A 14,273-nucleotide genomic window follows, 5' to 3' on the forward strand; every position below is an offset into this window, starting at 1 on the left:
TTCTGAAAAAAAGGAGCCGCTATGAATATTCTTATTGCCCCCGATTCATTTAAAGGAAGTTTAAGCTCACTCGAGGTTGGAACCATTATGGAAAAAGCCTTTCTTGATGAATCTTCGAGCTTTAAAACGAACGTCATCCCCATGGCCGATGGTGGCGAAGGAACGCTTGAGACCTTAATTTACGCAACGGGAGGAAAAAAAGTAAAAACGATCGCAACCGGTCCCTTAGGAGAAAAAGTTCCCACAGAGTACGGTGTGTTAGGGGATCAAAAAACTGCCGTTATTGAAATAGCTTCCATTGCGGGGTTACCAATGGTGCCGATTGAAAAACGCAATCCCTACCACACAACGTCGTATGGCATTGGGGAAGTCATTTCATCAGCCATAGAGAAAGGCCATCGAAGCTTCATTATTGCTCTTGGCGGGAGCTCAACGAATGATGGAGGATTCGGTATGCTTCAATCTCTCGGGGTTACCTTCTATGACGAAGAAGGTAATTCAGTCGGGTCCTTCGGAAAGGATCTGGAGATTATTTCTAAAGTGGATTGGAGTACCCTTCATCCCCTTGTAAAAGACTGTACCTTTCACATTGCTTCAGATGTTGAGAACCCTTTATGCGGAGAAACAGGAGCCTCTTCTGTATTTGGTCCCCAAAAAGGAGCCACTAAGAAACAGGTGAAGGCGCTTGATCACCAGCTATTTCACTTCAGTCAATTACTCCAAGAAGAAAAAGGAATAAATTTCCGGGACGCAAAAGGTGCCGGAGCAGCAGGAGGACTTGGCTTTGCCTTTCTACATTTAAACGGAACAATCGAATCCGGAGCAAAGCTGGTTGCTGAAGCGTCCAATCTTTCAACTGCCATTCGGGAGGCTGATTGGATTCTCACCGGTGAAGGACAAAGTGATCATCAAACATTGTTTGGTAAACTCCCCTCCTATATTGCAACCATTGCAAAACAGCACCATACTCCAGTATCACTAATCGCAGGGAGCTTAGGAGAAGGGTATCAAAATTTATATGGAGTGTTTGCCAGCTGTCATTCCATTTCCATTGGCCCAATGGCTCTACAAGAGAGCATCAATCGGGCTGAAGAACTGCTTTACCATGAAACAAGGAACATCGCACGAATTTTACACGTAACAAAGGGAGAAAGATAAAGGGGGAAATCTTATGTCAGGAATCTGGTTATTTACGGTCATTGTATTAGGGGTAGGATTTATCATTTTCACAACGGCAAAATTGAAGCTTCAGCCTTTTCTATCGTTATTGTTTGCCGCGTTCTTGGTTGGTATATTTGCAGGCTTACCACTGAATACCGTCGTAGAAGCAGTCAACGGTGGGTTTGGAGGGTTAATGGGGTATATTGGTATCGTCATCGTTGCCGGTACCATTATCGGGACGATTCTAGAGAAATCAGGTGCCGCTCTCAGAATGGCAGAAGTGGTTCTGCGTTTAGTGGGAGAAAAGAGACCTCAACTGGCCATGTCCCTAATCGGTGCCATTGTGAGTATCCCTGTCTTCTGCGACTCCGGATACGTCATTCTCTCAAGCTTAAAAAAAGCCTTGGCAAAGCGTGCAAAAGTAGCCTTAGCTTCCATGTCTGTTGCACTGGCAACAGGGTTATATGCCACCCATACTCTGGTACCGCCCACTCCAGGTCCTATTGCCGCAGCTGGAAACATCGGTGCCAGCGACTACTTAGGAACCATTATTTTAATCGGGTTGATTGTAGCCATTCCTACGATTCTAGCAGGTTATCTTTGGGCCATTAAGGTCGCAAGTAAAATTGAAATCGAAGGTGAAGAAGAACTGGATCTGGATTATGATGAGATTGTCAAATCCTTTGGGGAACTTCCTTCAACGTTCAAATCCTTTGCTCCGATTGTACTTCCCATCCTATTGATTGGTGCAGGATCAGTCGTCAGCTTCTTTCAATGGAAAGGCGGAGCAGCGGATGTTCTCTTATTCATCGGTTCCCCTGTTGTTGCTTTGCTTATAGGTGTCCTGTCTGCGTTTGCCCTCATGCCGAAATGGAATGAAGAAACCCTGAATGGCTGGGTAACTCAAGGTATGAAAGACGCAACCAATATTCTATTGATCACAGGCGCAGGAGGAGCATTCGGTTCCGTTATCAAGGCGACTCCCGTTGCTGAATTGATTCAAGGAATCGCCGACGGGGGATTACTTTCCGGTGCACTGGTCTTGCTCATTCCATTTATTGTTGCAGCTCTATTAAAATCGGCTCAGGGATCTTCTACCGCTGCACTTGTCATTACTTCATCCCTGATAGCTCCATTACTTCCACAAATGGGGATTGATGGAGCCGTGCCTCTTGCTTTAGTCGTTATGGCCATTGGTGCAGGGGCTATGACAGTCAGTCATGTCAATGACAGTTATTTCTGGGTTGTAACCCAATTCAGCGGAATGAAAGTCACAGATGCTTATAAGGCGCAAACTGCAGCTACGCTGGTTCAGGGTTTAACGGCTCTTGTATTCACTTTATTGCTATGGGTCATCCTTGTGTAACTAGGTCAATCACATCTACTCCATTCCAATTTATTGGAATGGAGTTTTTTGTCGAAAAAAGTCAGTTCCTCCCCGGGAAATAATTATTTCTATCATTACAAATCGAAAAAAGCAACTGAACTAGAGCTCAGTTGCTTTTTAGACTTATATTAATTACTACTCTTCGATTCTGCAATCTTCCCCAAGAAAAAACCGTCAACCTCGCTTATTTTCCCACGCCACATGATTTTCCCTTTGGAAGGGGTTGGCTTACTGTCGCCACAGTACACCTTGGTGTTCTTCAAATGAATGAAATGGGCTTCAGCGCTCTGGTTTTCATCTACTGACTCGCCGGCCTTGGCCAGCTCCTCACTCAGCTGTTGGGCCACTTCACTGCCATCCTCAAAGGTTTCACTTAATGAGTCGAAGTATTCCTTTGCAGAAACGAGAGTACCTGTTATGACGGCTCCTTTGACGTTTAACGTGATGTCTAATGAAAAGTCATGCTTGTTTGATGCTTGTACAAAAAATTCTAAGATGCTATCCTTCCCTGTACCTGAATCTAAACTCATTTTCACATCTCCTTTTTACGTTAAGCTACTGTATCGTCTTCGGTAGAGAGTGTTGTATCTTCTTCTTTATCATCATCTTTTTTAGCAGATTTTTTACTTTTAGCGCTTGTCTTGCGGGTAGAACGTTTCTTACCCTTTGAACCTGACTTACCGTTTGATTTCTTCTTGCTTGAAGCTTCTTCCTCATCGTCGCTATCATCATCTTCTTCTTCGTTTTCATCTTCATTAGTGTCTTCGTCTTCTTCATCGTCATCTTCTTCATCTGTCGCTTCTTCTTTAGACTTTTTAGAAGCTTTCTTTCCAGAAGTGGTTTCTTCTTCATCCTCGTCATCATTTCCATCTTCACGAGTCGCGGCAATTTGATTCATTTTCTCTTCTAATTGCTGCAAGCGGTTCTGAAGTTCCTCATTTTCTTGTTTAAGGGCGTCATAGTCCTGGTTCGACTCTTCTTCAGAACTGTTCGTTTCAGCTGAATTTACGGCCGTCTCCGTGTCTTCAGATGCTTCCTCATCTTTATCACGCTTAAACAGATTGGCTGTTGATGATTTTAGTGACACAGCAGCTTTTCTGGATCTTTCTTTTGCTGCTTTCCCGAAGTCCAGGCTTTTGCTTTTGATTTTCTCTTGATCGATCCGATCTAAAAGTTTTTTTCCATTTTCAGGTGTTGCCAGATATCCTACAGTTGCTCCCAACAGACTTCCAGCTACGGTTCTCTTAATAGGGCCGCTTCTTCTTGTTTTGTACTCGTTTGTTGAATTCTTTTCTTGTCCTTCATTCTCAACTGTCGTGTTTTGTGTATTTTTTTCTGCCATCGGTAAAACCTCCAATTAATTTGTTTCCGCCTGGTTCAGACGGTTCGTATCCAGTTTCTTCTCAAGCGATTCCAATCGTTCCTGTAATTTCTTATTTTCCTCTTCAAGTGCTTTCGTGTTGTTATCTGCGGCTTTGGAGCTTAAGTAAGGGTCATTTTCCCACCAGTCCATGCCTATTTCTTTTGCTTTATCTACGGAAGCAACGATTAAGCGGATTTTAATCGTAAGCAGTTCGACATCGGCAATTCCCACCGTAATATCTCCTGCTACGACCACACCTTTATCTAATATCTTTTCTAATACATCCACTATTGTGTTGGATTGTACCGGATGCTCCATTCCCATCATGTAACCTCCTAATCGGCCTTACATTAAGCTCCCTAAAGGACCAAGGTCTATATTCAAGTCTTCTGCATCAAGACCAAATACCTCTTTTAACTCTTCCATTTTTTCTTCGAGATTCATAAGGGCAATGCCCAGATTCTCCACTTGTTCATCCGTTAAAGTACCGCCTTCAACACGCCGCATTGCATGTCTTTCGACAATTTGCCTTAATAGTTCTACAACGGTCAATACAAGTTGCGCTAAGCCTTGTTCTGCTTTTTCCGGGTCGAAATTAATTCGCCCATTTGTCCCGCTGGCCTGTGGCATGAATCAATCCCTCCCTTTCTTTATCGAATTGATCGGACGTTACCGTTTTACGCGTTCCTTGCTTGTGTTGAACCAATGTCTCAACTGAGGAAATCAGCACTCTCAAATCCAGATACACGAGATCGACACCTGCAATGGATATAATCAAATCTCCCTTTATCGCCACACCTTTATCGAGAATGACATCTAATATATCTATAAGTGCAATATCTTTGTTCTCTATCGATTCTCTTACTGTCATATTTCTCATTCCTTATTTTGTAATTAAGAAAAACTAGAAAAATGATAAGGTGGCCAAGGGCCGGATGCTTCAATTTTCCAACCTGCGTGTCCCAGTTCATCTTCGTATTGCTTAATTTCCTCTACAAATTCATCAACATTGGATACTGGAAGGAGAAACACACTATTCCAAGCCATATGTTCTTGTCTGCCTGTTACATCCTTACTCCAATTTTTTTTGATATTTCCATGGAGGGAATGTTCCTTCAGTTTTTCATAAACCTCTTCACAGAGTCGATTCTTTTCGTTTTCAAGTTCCCGATCAATCAGCTGATCGATTTTTTTCTTTTCAAAGAACTGCCTGCCCTTTGGTAATTCACTGATTTCTTTTCTTTTGGCTTCGATAGACGGGTTACTTTCGCTTACCTGCTTCTTCAGCAGCTTATCGTCACAGTAGATTTTGACGTTCCACTCTTCATTGCCATCCAGCTGTGTAAAGGTCGTTTTCAGCTTGTTTCGACTGCCTTCAATCGTGGACTTAAGGCTATCCTCGTTCTGGTACAATGTACAGAACTTCAGGGGAATGATGGTATACATCTTTGAAACCATCAGTACGGTTTCGTGATGATGAAACGCCTTTTCCTGAAGCCAGTCCATGTCGTTATCGACTTTGTCCTTAATGGTTTCTTCTGAGTATTCATCCGGTGGCAGATCACAGACAATTGCTGTCACTTCGCCGATTTCAATCGTATATAGTTCACCTTCTCCATCGAATCCTTTTATGGAGGGAAGTGCTTTTTCGTTTGCTTCTTTTGTTGGGATTAAGCCGTATAAATAAAGTAAATCGCTCATCTGATCACCCTTATTTCTTTTTCGTTAGTTCTTCCCATTGCTCCATTTCCATCTGTTTCGCAATTTCATATCGTGCTAGTAACTCATCTTCTTTTTCCTGGAATGCTTCCTCAGGAATTTCACCTAATTCATACATCATTTGAAGCTGAATCAACTTTTGTTGAATGGTAGGAAGGTCGTATAATTCTTTGTCTGCTTCTTCTTTAATCTTTTCGCCGACTTTAATGACTAAATTAATTGGTGCACTCACCAATTTATGAATCATTAGCCTTCCTCAACCTTCAAGCGTATATTGACAAAATTGTAAGCCGGCCATGGGCCAGTGTAGTTAAATTCGACCTTATCCTTCCACTTTTCATGGGCTTCGTTCACCTTTTGATCGAAGACTTCTTCCTGGTCCCGATCAATTAAGAATGAAGCGTTGAGAAGCATTTTCTCACTTGAAGGGTCATTTGCCTTTGCTGATACGGCTGTTTCCTCAAGGGGGACATAGACTTCCTGCTTCACCTCATTTCGAAGGGAAGTAAATAGCTTCTGAGCCATTCCTCCAAGCTGAATGCGGTCATAATACGCGGCAGATTCAGATTTCCCTTTAACGGCTGATGCCATTTTTTCTACTTGCGGGTTTTCTTTAACCATCGCTTCCAGCCATTCCTTTTTACCGATAACCTTTAAGCCCAGCTCGATTTTCCCTTTAATTGCCGGGAAAAGGGTTTCGAACTGAGGATAGAGGTTTTCTAGAAGAGCCTGCACATCGGCTCTTGATTTAAAGACATTCCCGAAGCTGATTGGGATGACCGTAACTTTTTGATCCATCACCCGTGATACGGCACCTTGGTGCATGAGTAAATTCTGCTTCTTAGGATGATAGATTTTCATCGGTACTTCTGCTGCTACCATAGCGGCGTCCTTATATCTGATCGTGAACGTCTCGCGTTCCTCGCCTTCAACTTCAATGGAACCAAATTGATCGTCTTCATCTGTTTGAATGGCACAAAATATATAAATTCCCATTTCTTCCTGGCTCATCATGAAACTCTCCTTTATTCCTCAGATATCTTCATACGTTTGCATGCATCTATAATCAATTGTTCTGCTATTTCTTGTGGGTTTTCTCCGTCGATACATCGACTTACACTGTGTGCTACTATATCAATACATAGACGTTGAAAGTCTGAATCCTTACCGTCTATGGGGATGTCTGATTCAATAGCGAGCCGCGCGATCATTAAGGAAGCACGCAAGCTCGGTCCGTTCATTTGGTTGGTACATTGATCACGTAATGTAGAGACAAGTGTTGTAATCGCTCTTGCTTCACTCATAACCAAGTTTGCTTTTTCCGATACAATCATTGCCTCTTGTTCTGCTCCCTTGTAATCTACGCTAATGGTAATTAACCGATCCAGGAGAGCATCCTGTGTTTGATAAACCCCTGCATATTCTGCAGGATTACTAGTAAATATGATTGCAAATTCAGGGTGTACACGAATAAAAGGTTCCGTTAGCTTTGATCCATATAAAGGAATGATTCCTTCTTCTAAAATGGATAGAAAAATATTATTCGTTGTCGGCTGTGATCTTGTAAATTCATCGTATACAAGGGTATAGCCATTCTTTACTGCTTCCAGTAAACGTCCGTCTCTCCATGTCTCGGTGACACTTTCATCCTTTTTGTAAACAGATCGAACATATTGATCGACCACTTTTTTACTCGTATAACCTGTGAAATCACCGATTAAGTCTTTATTATTCAGTTCATGATTTCCGTGCATGAGCATCACCGGTCTTTTTCTCTTCTTTGCTAGTGCGAGTGCAAGAGACGTTTTTCCGGCTCCGGAAGGACCTGTAAAATGTACAGGATATCCAGCTTTAAGGTATTGCAATGAGCGCGAAAGCAATTCTTTCGTTTCATCGTCTTGTATTAATGCCCTGCTATCCTTTTTGATCCGTTTTGTTAAGACCGTCACTTACAATTCCCTCCTACTCGCTCATCCACTACATTTCCTGTCCGATGGCACTTCTGTAACGGATATCCCGTCGTTTAAATGATGTGACTTCCTTTTCTTTATTAAGAAGAACATCATATGTTCCCAGCATTTCGTCTTTAGCATATTTCTTCATATATTCTTTTTCTTCAATTACCTCAACTTGCAGCTTCCATCCTTCGTCTTCTGTCAATTCCACGGACGTAATCTTATGGACTGGAGCTACATGTTCATTGAAGAAATCCGTCACATTATTCATGATTTCTTTGATTACCATAGTCGCCTCCTACTGTAGATGAAGGGGGAGGGTGCCAATAATGGCCCCCTTCAAACACATATTCTTTTGCTATCACTCCATTTAAATGCTGAACTGGGAGCTTCTTTCATTCCGCTGTGTAGCAAGACCGTTTTCTTCGACATCATCTCGTAGTAGGCCCACTGCTTCTGCATAACGCAACCATGTATCTACGCTGGCAATGACGACCCTTGCTTCCACCGTTAAAATTTCAATTCCAACGACAGATACTCTTGCAAATGCATCTATGACAATACCTTTGTCAAGAATTCGGTCAATTACTTCTGCTAAACTTGAACTATTATTACTTTTTTGAATAGCCAATTGTTATTCTCCTTCCGGTGCTTATGAACAGATAGTCTTAATATCTTTTGATGATTTAATATTTTCTGAACTTTTTATTTCAGTAGAACTCTTTATGTTAAAGGAGCTCTTGATGTCACTTGCTCCTTTAACATTTCCTGCGCCACTAATTTTTGTTTGTTCACCATTTGATGAAGAGATTTTCTTTTGAAATTCTTCTCCTGCTTCTTTGGCATTTCCTAACTTTTCTCGAACGGAAAGCAGGACATCCTGTACTTTTTCCTTTGCTTCTTCAGCCTTGGTATGAACGTTATCCGCATTTTTCTCTTTTGCCTTCTCTAACTTCTCTGATGCTTCGCCTGCTTTTGATTGAATACCGCCTTCTACACTGTTCACAAATGTTTCTTTCGCTTTCTCTTTTATCGTATCTTTCACTTTCTCTTTTACGGGCTCTGGAGCGTGATCGTATGCTTTTTTAGCCATCTTGCCAACTGCTTTTTTCATCGGCTTACTCATGTAATGCCCCCTTTAGGGATTTGAGAGGCTGAATCATTATTTCTTGGATTCCACCAGGCTGTTAAGCATCTCTTCGATTCGTTCTAGACGTTCATTCAAATTCTTGTTTTCCTCTTTGATTTCTTCTAATTCCTCTGATTGATTGGAAGACTTCTCGCTGCTATCTGCCTTTGCATCAGTGTTTTCCGATGTTTCTTCTTTTTTCTTCTTTGGTGCCCGCAAGCCACCTTCCAGCTTGCTCATATATCCGGTAGCCGATTGTCTCAAGGTAATAATGGCTTGCTCTGTCAGGAATTCCTGTGCTGATCTTCGCAACTCTTTACTTGCAGCTTTCATCACTTCTGATTTCCCTAAACTGTCCACTACTTTCTTACCTGTACCTGGATTTGAAAGTAATCCGATACCAGCTCCGACTACTCCACCGATAATCGCATAATTCATGGATTGTCTGTTTTCAGCTTTTTTCTCTTCGGTTTCTTCAGTGCTTTTCGCTTCATCTACTTGTCGACCGCTTTTTGTTTCTGCCATATTCATCCTCTTTTCTACCAAAATAGTAAAACTATATTTAAATTACTTGTTTAAATGCTAAACGCTGTTCCTCTTTCATTTTCCTGTTTCGCTAAACCTTCTTCTTGAACTTCGTCTCTTAGGAGCCCAACTGCCTCTGCATATCGTAACCATGTATCTACACTTGCAATGACGACTCGCGCTTCTATTGTAAGAATTTCTATTCCCACTAAGGAAACTCTGGCAAAAGCATCAATGACTATTCCTTTATCCAGGATTCTATCAATTACTTCTGCGAGACTTGAGCTATCGTTACTTTTTTGAATACTCATCGAATCTCTCCTCTTAATTGATGTAGCCAATGACTAGCTGCAAGTTATATTCGGTTTAATCGGTGTTTACCTCGATTTCCACCGAGGCTAAACCAGGAGGTGGAAATTATTTGAAGTAAACTACCATTTTTTATACATGTTTCAGTGCGTTTTTTTCACCTTGTAACATTTCTCTCCTACAGTTATCTGGCTTGTAAGGTTTTCTGGAGAAAAAATAATTCAAATAAGACAAATTGATTACAGTTTCTAAAGGTGAAATTGGGTTGAAATTGAAGGAAGAATGTGATTTTTATCGAGGGAAGGGAGTAAATAATTCTCATGAAAGACCTTTTTCAAAAAAAAAGAACCAGAAGCATCACGCTTTTCAGCTTTGCTTCTGGTTCTTTTCCTATTTATTCATTTGAGAAAGAAAATCGCCTAAGAGATCTTCCATCGTTTCTTCTTTAGGTTCTTCTTCAATGGTTTCCTGGGGCTTCATGGCACTGTCCCAGTCAAAGTTGTCCAATTCTTCGTCAGTAGAGTAAGAACGCTCATCCATTACATCTTCTTCCGGTGCATCATCCATCACTTGATCAAGGGACCACTCTCTTGATGAATCGTGACTTGCTGCAGATTCTTCCTGAAGATAGAGCGCTTCATCGATATCCAACGAATTGCTGCTTAAGGAAGCTAGAAGAGAGGCTGTACGAACCGGGTTTGAAAGCAGTTGGTACACGATACTCCCCAACAGCGCTTCTGAGTGTTCATGCTTCAACCAGTCACGCTGGGATTTATCCAATCCCTTCGGAAGGGGAATCGTAATGGCTTCTCTCTGCTTGGAAATCGTATCATTTACTCCACTTAAAACTAGCTCTGCAATTTTGCTGGAGAAATTTCGTTTTTCCGTTTCCTTTAGCTTTTGTAAATGCTTTAATACATGATCAGGTGTATCAGAAGGAATTCGAAACGTAATCGGTTGTCCCCTCGACATCCCTTTTCCATTCATACCATCACCCTATTTGGTTTTCGCTAATTTTTGTTCTTCTTTCTGGGTTTGTTGTTTTTGGGTCTTTCTTGAGAAGTCAGCAATCAGCTTGTAATAAGCATTGGCCATCATCCAAATGCTTTCCTTCTCATCTTCAAAGAAGTCGATATTATACCCATCAAGATTGTTATTTAGCGTCTTGATATACTCTTTCAGGACGCTTGATCCCCCACCAATGAAGTAGCAGATTTCCGTTTGAGAATTCTTTTGCCACATATTGCGCAGGTGACGGTATTGTTTTTTAGCAAGTTCAAGCATAATACGGTCAACGATGTCGTGTACGCTTGTACGACTTCCTTTGACCATAATATGATTGCGATCATTTTTCTTCGTGATGATTTCGACCACATCACGGCGGCTGTCGAGCTCAATACCATGTCTTGAGCGGATTTCCTCACGGATCCATTCAAGAGATTCAGAAACTCCAAGGTTAAATCCTTGGGCTTTATCATCGTCTACTTTTCGATCCTTAATGACCGCGATATCCGTCGATAACCCACCGATATCTTGAATTAAGATACGCTTATCAATAAGGTCTTTATTTATGATGTTCAAATTGTTATCCATTACAAGGTTGATGAATGCTGCGAAGCCTTCAGGGTATACCTTTACTTCATCAAATTTAATATTCACTTTGATCCCTTGATAGCGGGGGGTTACCAGGAACTCAACTTGGTGTACGGAACCTAATAATCTTGAACGGTACCCGACATCTTTCCCTTCCTTCACTTCGCGAAGGGGAAGACCCGTACCCAATGTATAGTTTGCTTCTATTACCTTATTATTCTTTTTGAAATCAGAGTCGTTGCGTGCTGCATCAAGAGCAATAGAAGCAAACAGCATGATCAGTGTTTGATCTTCTTCCGATTTGCTGCTTCCCGGATCCAGTTCAGTAGAGTTATTGCTCTTCGTCGCCAGATTCCCGACACGATAAATCGCATTGTTATCTTTCAGAGTAGGGGAGTGGACACGGATATGTATGCCGTCTAGTGGGTCTTGTGTATCCAGTTCCTCGATGCCGATAATTGGACGATCTTCAATATCCCTTGCGATGACGTTCGGAATATTCACCTCACCGTCCATCTTACCAAATATACCTTTAAGAGAATCATTACCAACGTCAATGGCTGCAATTCGTGAATTCGTCATTAAAATCATCCTTTCATTCATGAGTAATTATTTGTCAAAAAATTTCAACTCTTACTCTCAGAGTATACAATTTCTCTTCTCCGGTCAATCCTACTTTTCTATCGAATGTTGATGTCAAGAAAGAGGGGAGTTGTATACATTTTTGTATCGTTGTGTACGCTTTTTGTACACATCCTTATACACCAACACGTGTACTTGTTTGTGTACATGTATACATTATTGTACACATTTGTATACGTTTTTGTTTACAAGTATACATTATTGTAAACTTTAGTATTTTTACATATTTTTACTTGAAATTGCGCTCATTCTACTACTTATGAAACTAGGAATCTACCTTTTTTCGTTGAAAATGGTGATAAATGATATGTAGCTAAAAAGAAATATCTAATTGTAAATATGAAAATAACAATGATCAGTACGAAAGAGGATAAAAATTGTCAAATGAATTGAACAACTAATATGTGTAAAAAAGGAATACACGCCTAACCACTCGTTAAAAGGAATAGATAACAAGAATCGAAAAAACCTCGACATTCAACATGCCGAAGTCTCTCATAGGTCTCATTTCGTTAGATTGCGTTATTTTGGCTTCTTCACCTGTATGACTACCTTACCCTTGGCTCTGCCCGTTTCGACGTACTGAACGGCTTCCTGAGCCTCTTCAATGGAGTACACCCTGTCTATCACTGGGCGAATACTCCCTTTTTCGACAAGATGTTTGATTTTCGTCAGCTGTTCCCCGCTGGGCTTCATGAATAAGAAGTGATAGTCTACGTTAAACTTCTTTTCGAGAGCACTTATATTTCTGCTAACTACAGAAAATAAGAGACGTTTTATGAACCCAAGATTGTTTTCTATGGCAAATCTGCGGTTTGGCACTGCAGAAACAGACACGATTTTCCCATGAGGCTTGAGTATACGGAACGAACGATTGAGGGAATCACCGCCTAACGTATCAAACACAGCATCATATTCGTTTAGAATCTCCTCAAATTGCTCTTCCTTATAGTTTATCACTCTATCTGCTCCGAGAGAGGAAACTAAATCAAACCCCTTTTCACTTGCGGTGGTGGCCACAAACACACCCATTTCCTTTGCAAGCTGAATGGCAAAAGTCCCGACTCCCCCCGCTCCGGCATGGATAAGGATTTTCTGGTCCGGTTTCAGCTGAAGTATTTCATGGAATGCCTGCCATGTGGTTAAACCCACCAGAGGGAGGGACGCCGCTTCCTCAAACGTAAGGTTTTCCGGTTTCAATGCAACATCTTCTTCATGGACAGAAAGGTACTCAGCGAACGTACCGATCCGGTTCTTGCGTGGCCTGCCGTACACTTCATCCCCGATTTGAAACTTACTCACCTTGGAACCTGTTTGAATCACCTTACCGGAAAAGTCATTCCCCAACACCAATGGCATCTTGTAGTTCAACAGCATTTTCACCTTGCCGTCCCTTATCTTGAAATCAATCGGGTTGATGCTCGCTGCGTGAATTTCCACTAAAACATCCTGTTCTCCTATGCCTGGAATCGGAAGGTCCGTAAGCTCTATAGGAATAGTTTTCCCATATTGTTTTATGGTCATTGCTTTCATATAGATCATCCTTGTCATTAAAGTTTAAACGTTTAATCATATAAACGTATTATCTATAAATGTTTCCCTTCCGTCAATGAACTTGCATAGAAAGCAGATTCCATTATTTAATAGTCAATACAATCGATTTGGAGAAAATGTATGAAACAAACCCACTCTTTTAACTATATCCTACAGGCTAAGAGTAACCAATTTCATTGGGACGGGGAAGGACCGCTCTCCATTAAGATCTTCACAAATGGAAAAGCATTTCACAAGACAAACAGAGGCTACTTCAGCGTTGAAGTAGGACGCTATCTCCTTGTCAATGATGGTCCCTATTCCATTAGATCGATGAGCCTCAATAAAGGGTCTGGAGATAGATTTTGTGGATAGACCTCATATTGTGACTAAGATGGATGATATGGAAACATGGATGGTGTTTTTTCAGGATACAGAGGGGAAGAACCATGCGTTGGTGAGTAAGGTGAGAAGGGAAAAGAGGAAGAGGAACCCGCACTAAAACGGGTTCCTCTTTATTATTTTTTCAACCTTTGCTTCCTTGAGCCGATCGACTCCAAATGACAATAACAGTGATGAGAAGTAACACACAAATCCCTACTAACACAGCAATCAATATAGGAAGGGAAGAACCATTCTGACTTCTTTCCTCAATACTCCCTAATCTTGCCGATTCGGATTGACTAAACAGTTTCAGGTTTTCTGCTTTTGCTTTTATAGTATTTGTATCTTTTTCTTCACTTTTAAATAACTTATCAGTGAGCTCATTCAATTTGTTACTGGAAATCCCTTCAAATGTTAAGCTTTTTTGTTCTTCCGGGATTTTTATCTTTTCATTTGTGAGCGTCTGGTCATGGATGAGGTCAGGATTCTTTTTGAAATCATTGTTTTGATAGTCATTAGGGATTAAATCATTAATGTTTGTATTGGCCGAAATAGGGGGAACAAACATGCTGA

20 protein-coding genes are annotated in these 14,273 nt (G+C 41.2%); 2 read left to right on the forward strand and 18 right to left on the reverse strand.

Translation table 11 applies throughout. From position 1 onward, the window contains the following. Nucleotides 1–21 precede the first annotated feature (21 nt). The gene (locus tag ACYH0O_RS24355) at nt 22–1,158 is read left to right on the forward strand and encodes a glycerate kinase (RefSeq protein ID WP_482630670.1); all 1,137 of its coding nucleotides are present in this window, start codon (nt 22–24) and stop codon (nt 1,156–1,158) included. Between the two features lie 13 nt (nt 1,159–1,171). Further along, nucleotides 1,172–2,527 carry a GntP family permease gene (locus ACYH0O_RS24360; protein ID WP_149154886.1) on the forward strand — a complete coding sequence of 452 codons (1,356 nt, stop codon included), beginning with the start codon at nt 1,172–1,174 and terminating at the stop codon, nt 2,525–2,527. A gap of 149 nt (nt 2,528–2,676) precedes the next feature. Here the strand turns inward: ACYH0O_RS24360 and gvpU are convergent, their stop codons facing one another. The 18 genes from gvpU to essA form a co-directional block, all read right to left on the reverse strand. Beyond that, nucleotides 2,677–3,078, reverse strand: coding sequence for a gas vesicle accessory protein GvpU (gvpU, locus tag ACYH0O_RS24365; RefSeq protein WP_482630671.1), 402 nt, complete (start codon nt 3,076–3,078; stop codon nt 2,677–2,679). 20 nt (nt 3,079–3,098) lie between these two features. After that, nucleotides 3,099–3,890 carry a GvpT/GvpP family gas vesicle accessory protein gene (gene gvpT, locus ACYH0O_RS24370; RefSeq protein ID WP_482630672.1) on the reverse strand — a complete coding sequence of 264 codons (792 nt, stop codon included), beginning with the start codon at nt 3,888–3,890 and terminating at the stop codon, nt 3,099–3,101. A 15-nt stretch (nt 3,891–3,905) separates the two neighbouring features. Then, nucleotides 3,906–4,235, reverse strand: coding sequence for a gas vesicle protein (locus ACYH0O_RS24375; protein ID WP_148996483.1), 330 nt, complete (start codon nt 4,233–4,235; stop codon nt 3,906–3,908). A 21-nt stretch (nt 4,236–4,256) separates the two neighbouring features. Beyond that, on the reverse strand, nt 4,257–4,541 hold the full coding sequence (locus ACYH0O_RS24380; RefSeq protein ID WP_148970611.1) for a gas vesicle protein K: 285 nt from the start codon (nt 4,539–4,541) through the stop codon (nt 4,257–4,259). After that, nucleotides 4,507–4,782 carry a gas vesicle protein gene (locus ACYH0O_RS24385; RefSeq protein ID WP_044340208.1) on the reverse strand — a complete coding sequence of 92 codons (276 nt, stop codon included), beginning with the start codon at nt 4,780–4,782 and terminating at the stop codon, nt 4,507–4,509. Before ACYH0O_RS24385 ends, ACYH0O_RS24380 begins: the two co-directional genes overlap by 35 nt. Before the next feature lie 23 nt (nt 4,783–4,805). Then, nucleotides 4,806–5,612, reverse strand: coding sequence for a GvpL/GvpF family gas vesicle protein (locus tag ACYH0O_RS24390; protein ID WP_482630673.1), 807 nt, complete (start codon nt 5,610–5,612; stop codon nt 4,806–4,808). 10 nt (nt 5,613–5,622) lie between these two features. Then, on the reverse strand, nt 5,623–5,877 hold the full coding sequence (locus ACYH0O_RS24395; protein ID WP_148970609.1) for a gas vesicle protein GvpG: 255 nt from the start codon (nt 5,875–5,877) through the stop codon (nt 5,623–5,625). Beyond that, nucleotides 5,877–6,641: a GvpL/GvpF family gas vesicle protein gene (locus ACYH0O_RS24400; RefSeq protein WP_482632658.1), complete on the reverse strand. Its 765-nt coding sequence runs from the start codon at nt 6,639–6,641 to the stop codon at nt 5,877–5,879. The genes ACYH0O_RS24395 and ACYH0O_RS24400 overlap by 1 nt, the downstream gene beginning before the upstream one ends. Nucleotides 6,642–6,655: 14 nt before the next feature. After that, nucleotides 6,656–7,579: a gas vesicle protein GvpN gene (gene gvpN / locus ACYH0O_RS24405; protein WP_426892821.1), complete on the reverse strand. Its 924-nt coding sequence runs from the start codon at nt 7,577–7,579 to the stop codon at nt 6,656–6,658. Nucleotides 7,580–7,607: 28 nt separating this feature from the next. Then, entirely contained in the window at nt 7,608–7,874 is a 267-nt protein-coding gene (gvpO, locus tag ACYH0O_RS24410; RefSeq protein WP_149154892.1) for a gas vesicle protein GvpO, read from the reverse strand. An 81-nt stretch (nt 7,875–7,955) separates the two neighbouring features. Continuing rightward, nucleotides 7,956–8,216 carry a gas vesicle protein GvpJ gene (gene gvpJ / locus ACYH0O_RS24415; RefSeq protein ID WP_482630674.1) on the reverse strand — a complete coding sequence of 87 codons (261 nt, stop codon included), beginning with the start codon at nt 8,214–8,216 and terminating at the stop codon, nt 7,956–7,958. 21 nt (nt 8,217–8,237) lie between these two features. Further along, nucleotides 8,238–8,711, reverse strand: a complete 474-nt coding sequence (gene gvpQ, locus ACYH0O_RS24420) for a gas vesicle protein GvpQ (protein ID WP_482630675.1) — start codon at nt 8,709–8,711, stop codon at nt 8,238–8,240. Between the two features lie 36 nt (nt 8,712–8,747). After that, on the reverse strand, nt 8,748–9,239 hold the full coding sequence (gvpT, locus tag ACYH0O_RS24425; protein ID WP_482630676.1) for a GvpT/GvpP family gas vesicle accessory protein: 492 nt from the start codon (nt 9,237–9,239) through the stop codon (nt 8,748–8,750). Nucleotides 9,240–9,289: 50 nt separating this feature from the next. Next, nucleotides 9,290–9,550: a gas vesicle structural protein GvpA gene (gene gvpA / locus ACYH0O_RS24430; RefSeq protein WP_060674023.1), complete on the reverse strand. Its 261-nt coding sequence runs from the start codon at nt 9,548–9,550 to the stop codon at nt 9,290–9,292. A 388-nt stretch (nt 9,551–9,938) separates the two neighbouring features. Beyond that, the gene (locus tag ACYH0O_RS24435; RefSeq protein ID WP_482630677.1) at nt 9,939–10,535 is read right to left on the reverse strand and encodes a hypothetical protein; all 597 of its coding nucleotides are present in this window, start codon (nt 10,533–10,535) and stop codon (nt 9,939–9,941) included. A 9-nt stretch (nt 10,536–10,544) separates the two neighbouring features. Then, on the reverse strand, nt 10,545–11,723 hold the full coding sequence (locus ACYH0O_RS24440) for a ParM/StbA family protein (RefSeq protein ID WP_149154896.1): 1,179 nt from the start codon (nt 11,721–11,723) through the stop codon (nt 10,545–10,547). A gap of 582 nt (nt 11,724–12,305) precedes the next feature. Then, nucleotides 12,306–13,316, reverse strand: a complete 1,011-nt coding sequence (locus ACYH0O_RS24445; protein ID WP_482630678.1) for an NADP-dependent oxidoreductase — start codon at nt 13,314–13,316, stop codon at nt 12,306–12,308. Nucleotides 13,317–13,842: 526 nt separating this feature from the next. Beyond that, nucleotides 13,843–14,268 (reverse strand): type VII secretion protein EssA, encoded by a 426-nt coding sequence (gene essA, locus ACYH0O_RS24450; RefSeq protein ID WP_188048409.1) that lies wholly within the window; start codon nt 14,266–14,268, stop codon nt 13,843–13,845. Nucleotides 14,269–14,273: the final 5 nt, after the last annotated feature.

This window comes from Rossellomorea sp. H136 (assembly GCF_056838065.1).

Coding starts and splice junctions, on each gene's coding strand:
- ACYH0O_RS24355 (WP_482630670.1), top strand. CDS start 22: ATGAATATTCTTATTGCCCCCGATTCATTTAAAGGAAGTTTAAGCTCA.
- ACYH0O_RS24360 (WP_149154886.1), top strand. CDS start 1,172: ATGTCAGGAATCTGGTTATTTACGGTCATTGTATTAGGGGTAGGATTT.
- gvpU (WP_482630671.1), bottom strand. CDS start 3,078: ATGAGTTTAGATTCAGGTACAGGGAAGGATAGCATCTTAGAATTTTTT.
- gvpT (WP_482630672.1), bottom strand. CDS start 3,890: ATGGCAGAAAAAAATACACAAAACACGACAGTTGAGAATGAAGGACAA.
- ACYH0O_RS24375 (WP_148996483.1), bottom strand. CDS start 4,235: ATGGGAATGGAGCATCCGGTACAATCCAACACAATAGTGGATGTATTA.
- ACYH0O_RS24380 (WP_148970611.1), bottom strand. CDS start 4,541: ATGCCACAGGCCAGCGGGACAAATGGGCGAATTAATTTCGACCCGGAA.
- ACYH0O_RS24385 (WP_044340208.1), bottom strand. CDS start 4,782: ATGACAGTAAGAGAATCGATAGAGAACAAAGATATTGCACTTATAGAT.
- ACYH0O_RS24390 (WP_482630673.1), bottom strand. CDS start 5,612: ATGAGCGATTTACTTTATTTATACGGCTTAATCCCAACAAAAGAAGCA.
- ACYH0O_RS24395 (WP_148970609.1), bottom strand. CDS start 5,877: ATGATTCATAAATTGGTGAGTGCACCAATTAATTTAGTCATTAAAGTC.
- ACYH0O_RS24400 (WP_482632658.1), bottom strand. CDS start 6,641: ATGAGCCAGGAAGAAATGGGAATTTATATATTTTGTGCCATTCAAACA.
- gvpO (WP_149154892.1), bottom strand. CDS start 7,874: ATGGTAATCAAAGAAATCATGAATAATGTGACGGATTTCTTCAATGAA.
- gvpQ (WP_482630675.1), bottom strand. CDS start 8,711: ATGAGTAAGCCGATGAAAAAAGCAGTTGGCAAGATGGCTAAAAAAGCA.
- gvpT (WP_482630676.1), bottom strand. CDS start 9,239: ATGGCAGAAACAAAAAGCGGTCGACAAGTAGATGAAGCGAAAAGCACT.
- gvpA (WP_060674023.1), bottom strand. CDS start 9,550: ATGAGTATTCAAAAAAGTAACGATAGCTCAAGTCTCGCAGAAGTAATT.
- ACYH0O_RS24435 (WP_482630677.1), bottom strand. CDS start 10,535: ATGAATGGAAAAGGGATGTCGAGGGGACAACCGATTACGTTTCGAATT.
- ACYH0O_RS24440 (WP_149154896.1), bottom strand. CDS start 11,723: ATGACGAATTCACGAATTGCAGCCATTGACGTTGGTAATGATTCTCTT.
- ACYH0O_RS24445 (WP_482630678.1), bottom strand. CDS start 13,316: ATGAAAGCAATGACCATAAAACAATATGGGAAAACTATTCCTATAGAG.
- essA (WP_188048409.1), bottom strand. CDS start 14,268: ATGTTTGTTCCCCCTATTTCGGCCAATACAAACATTAATGATTTAATC.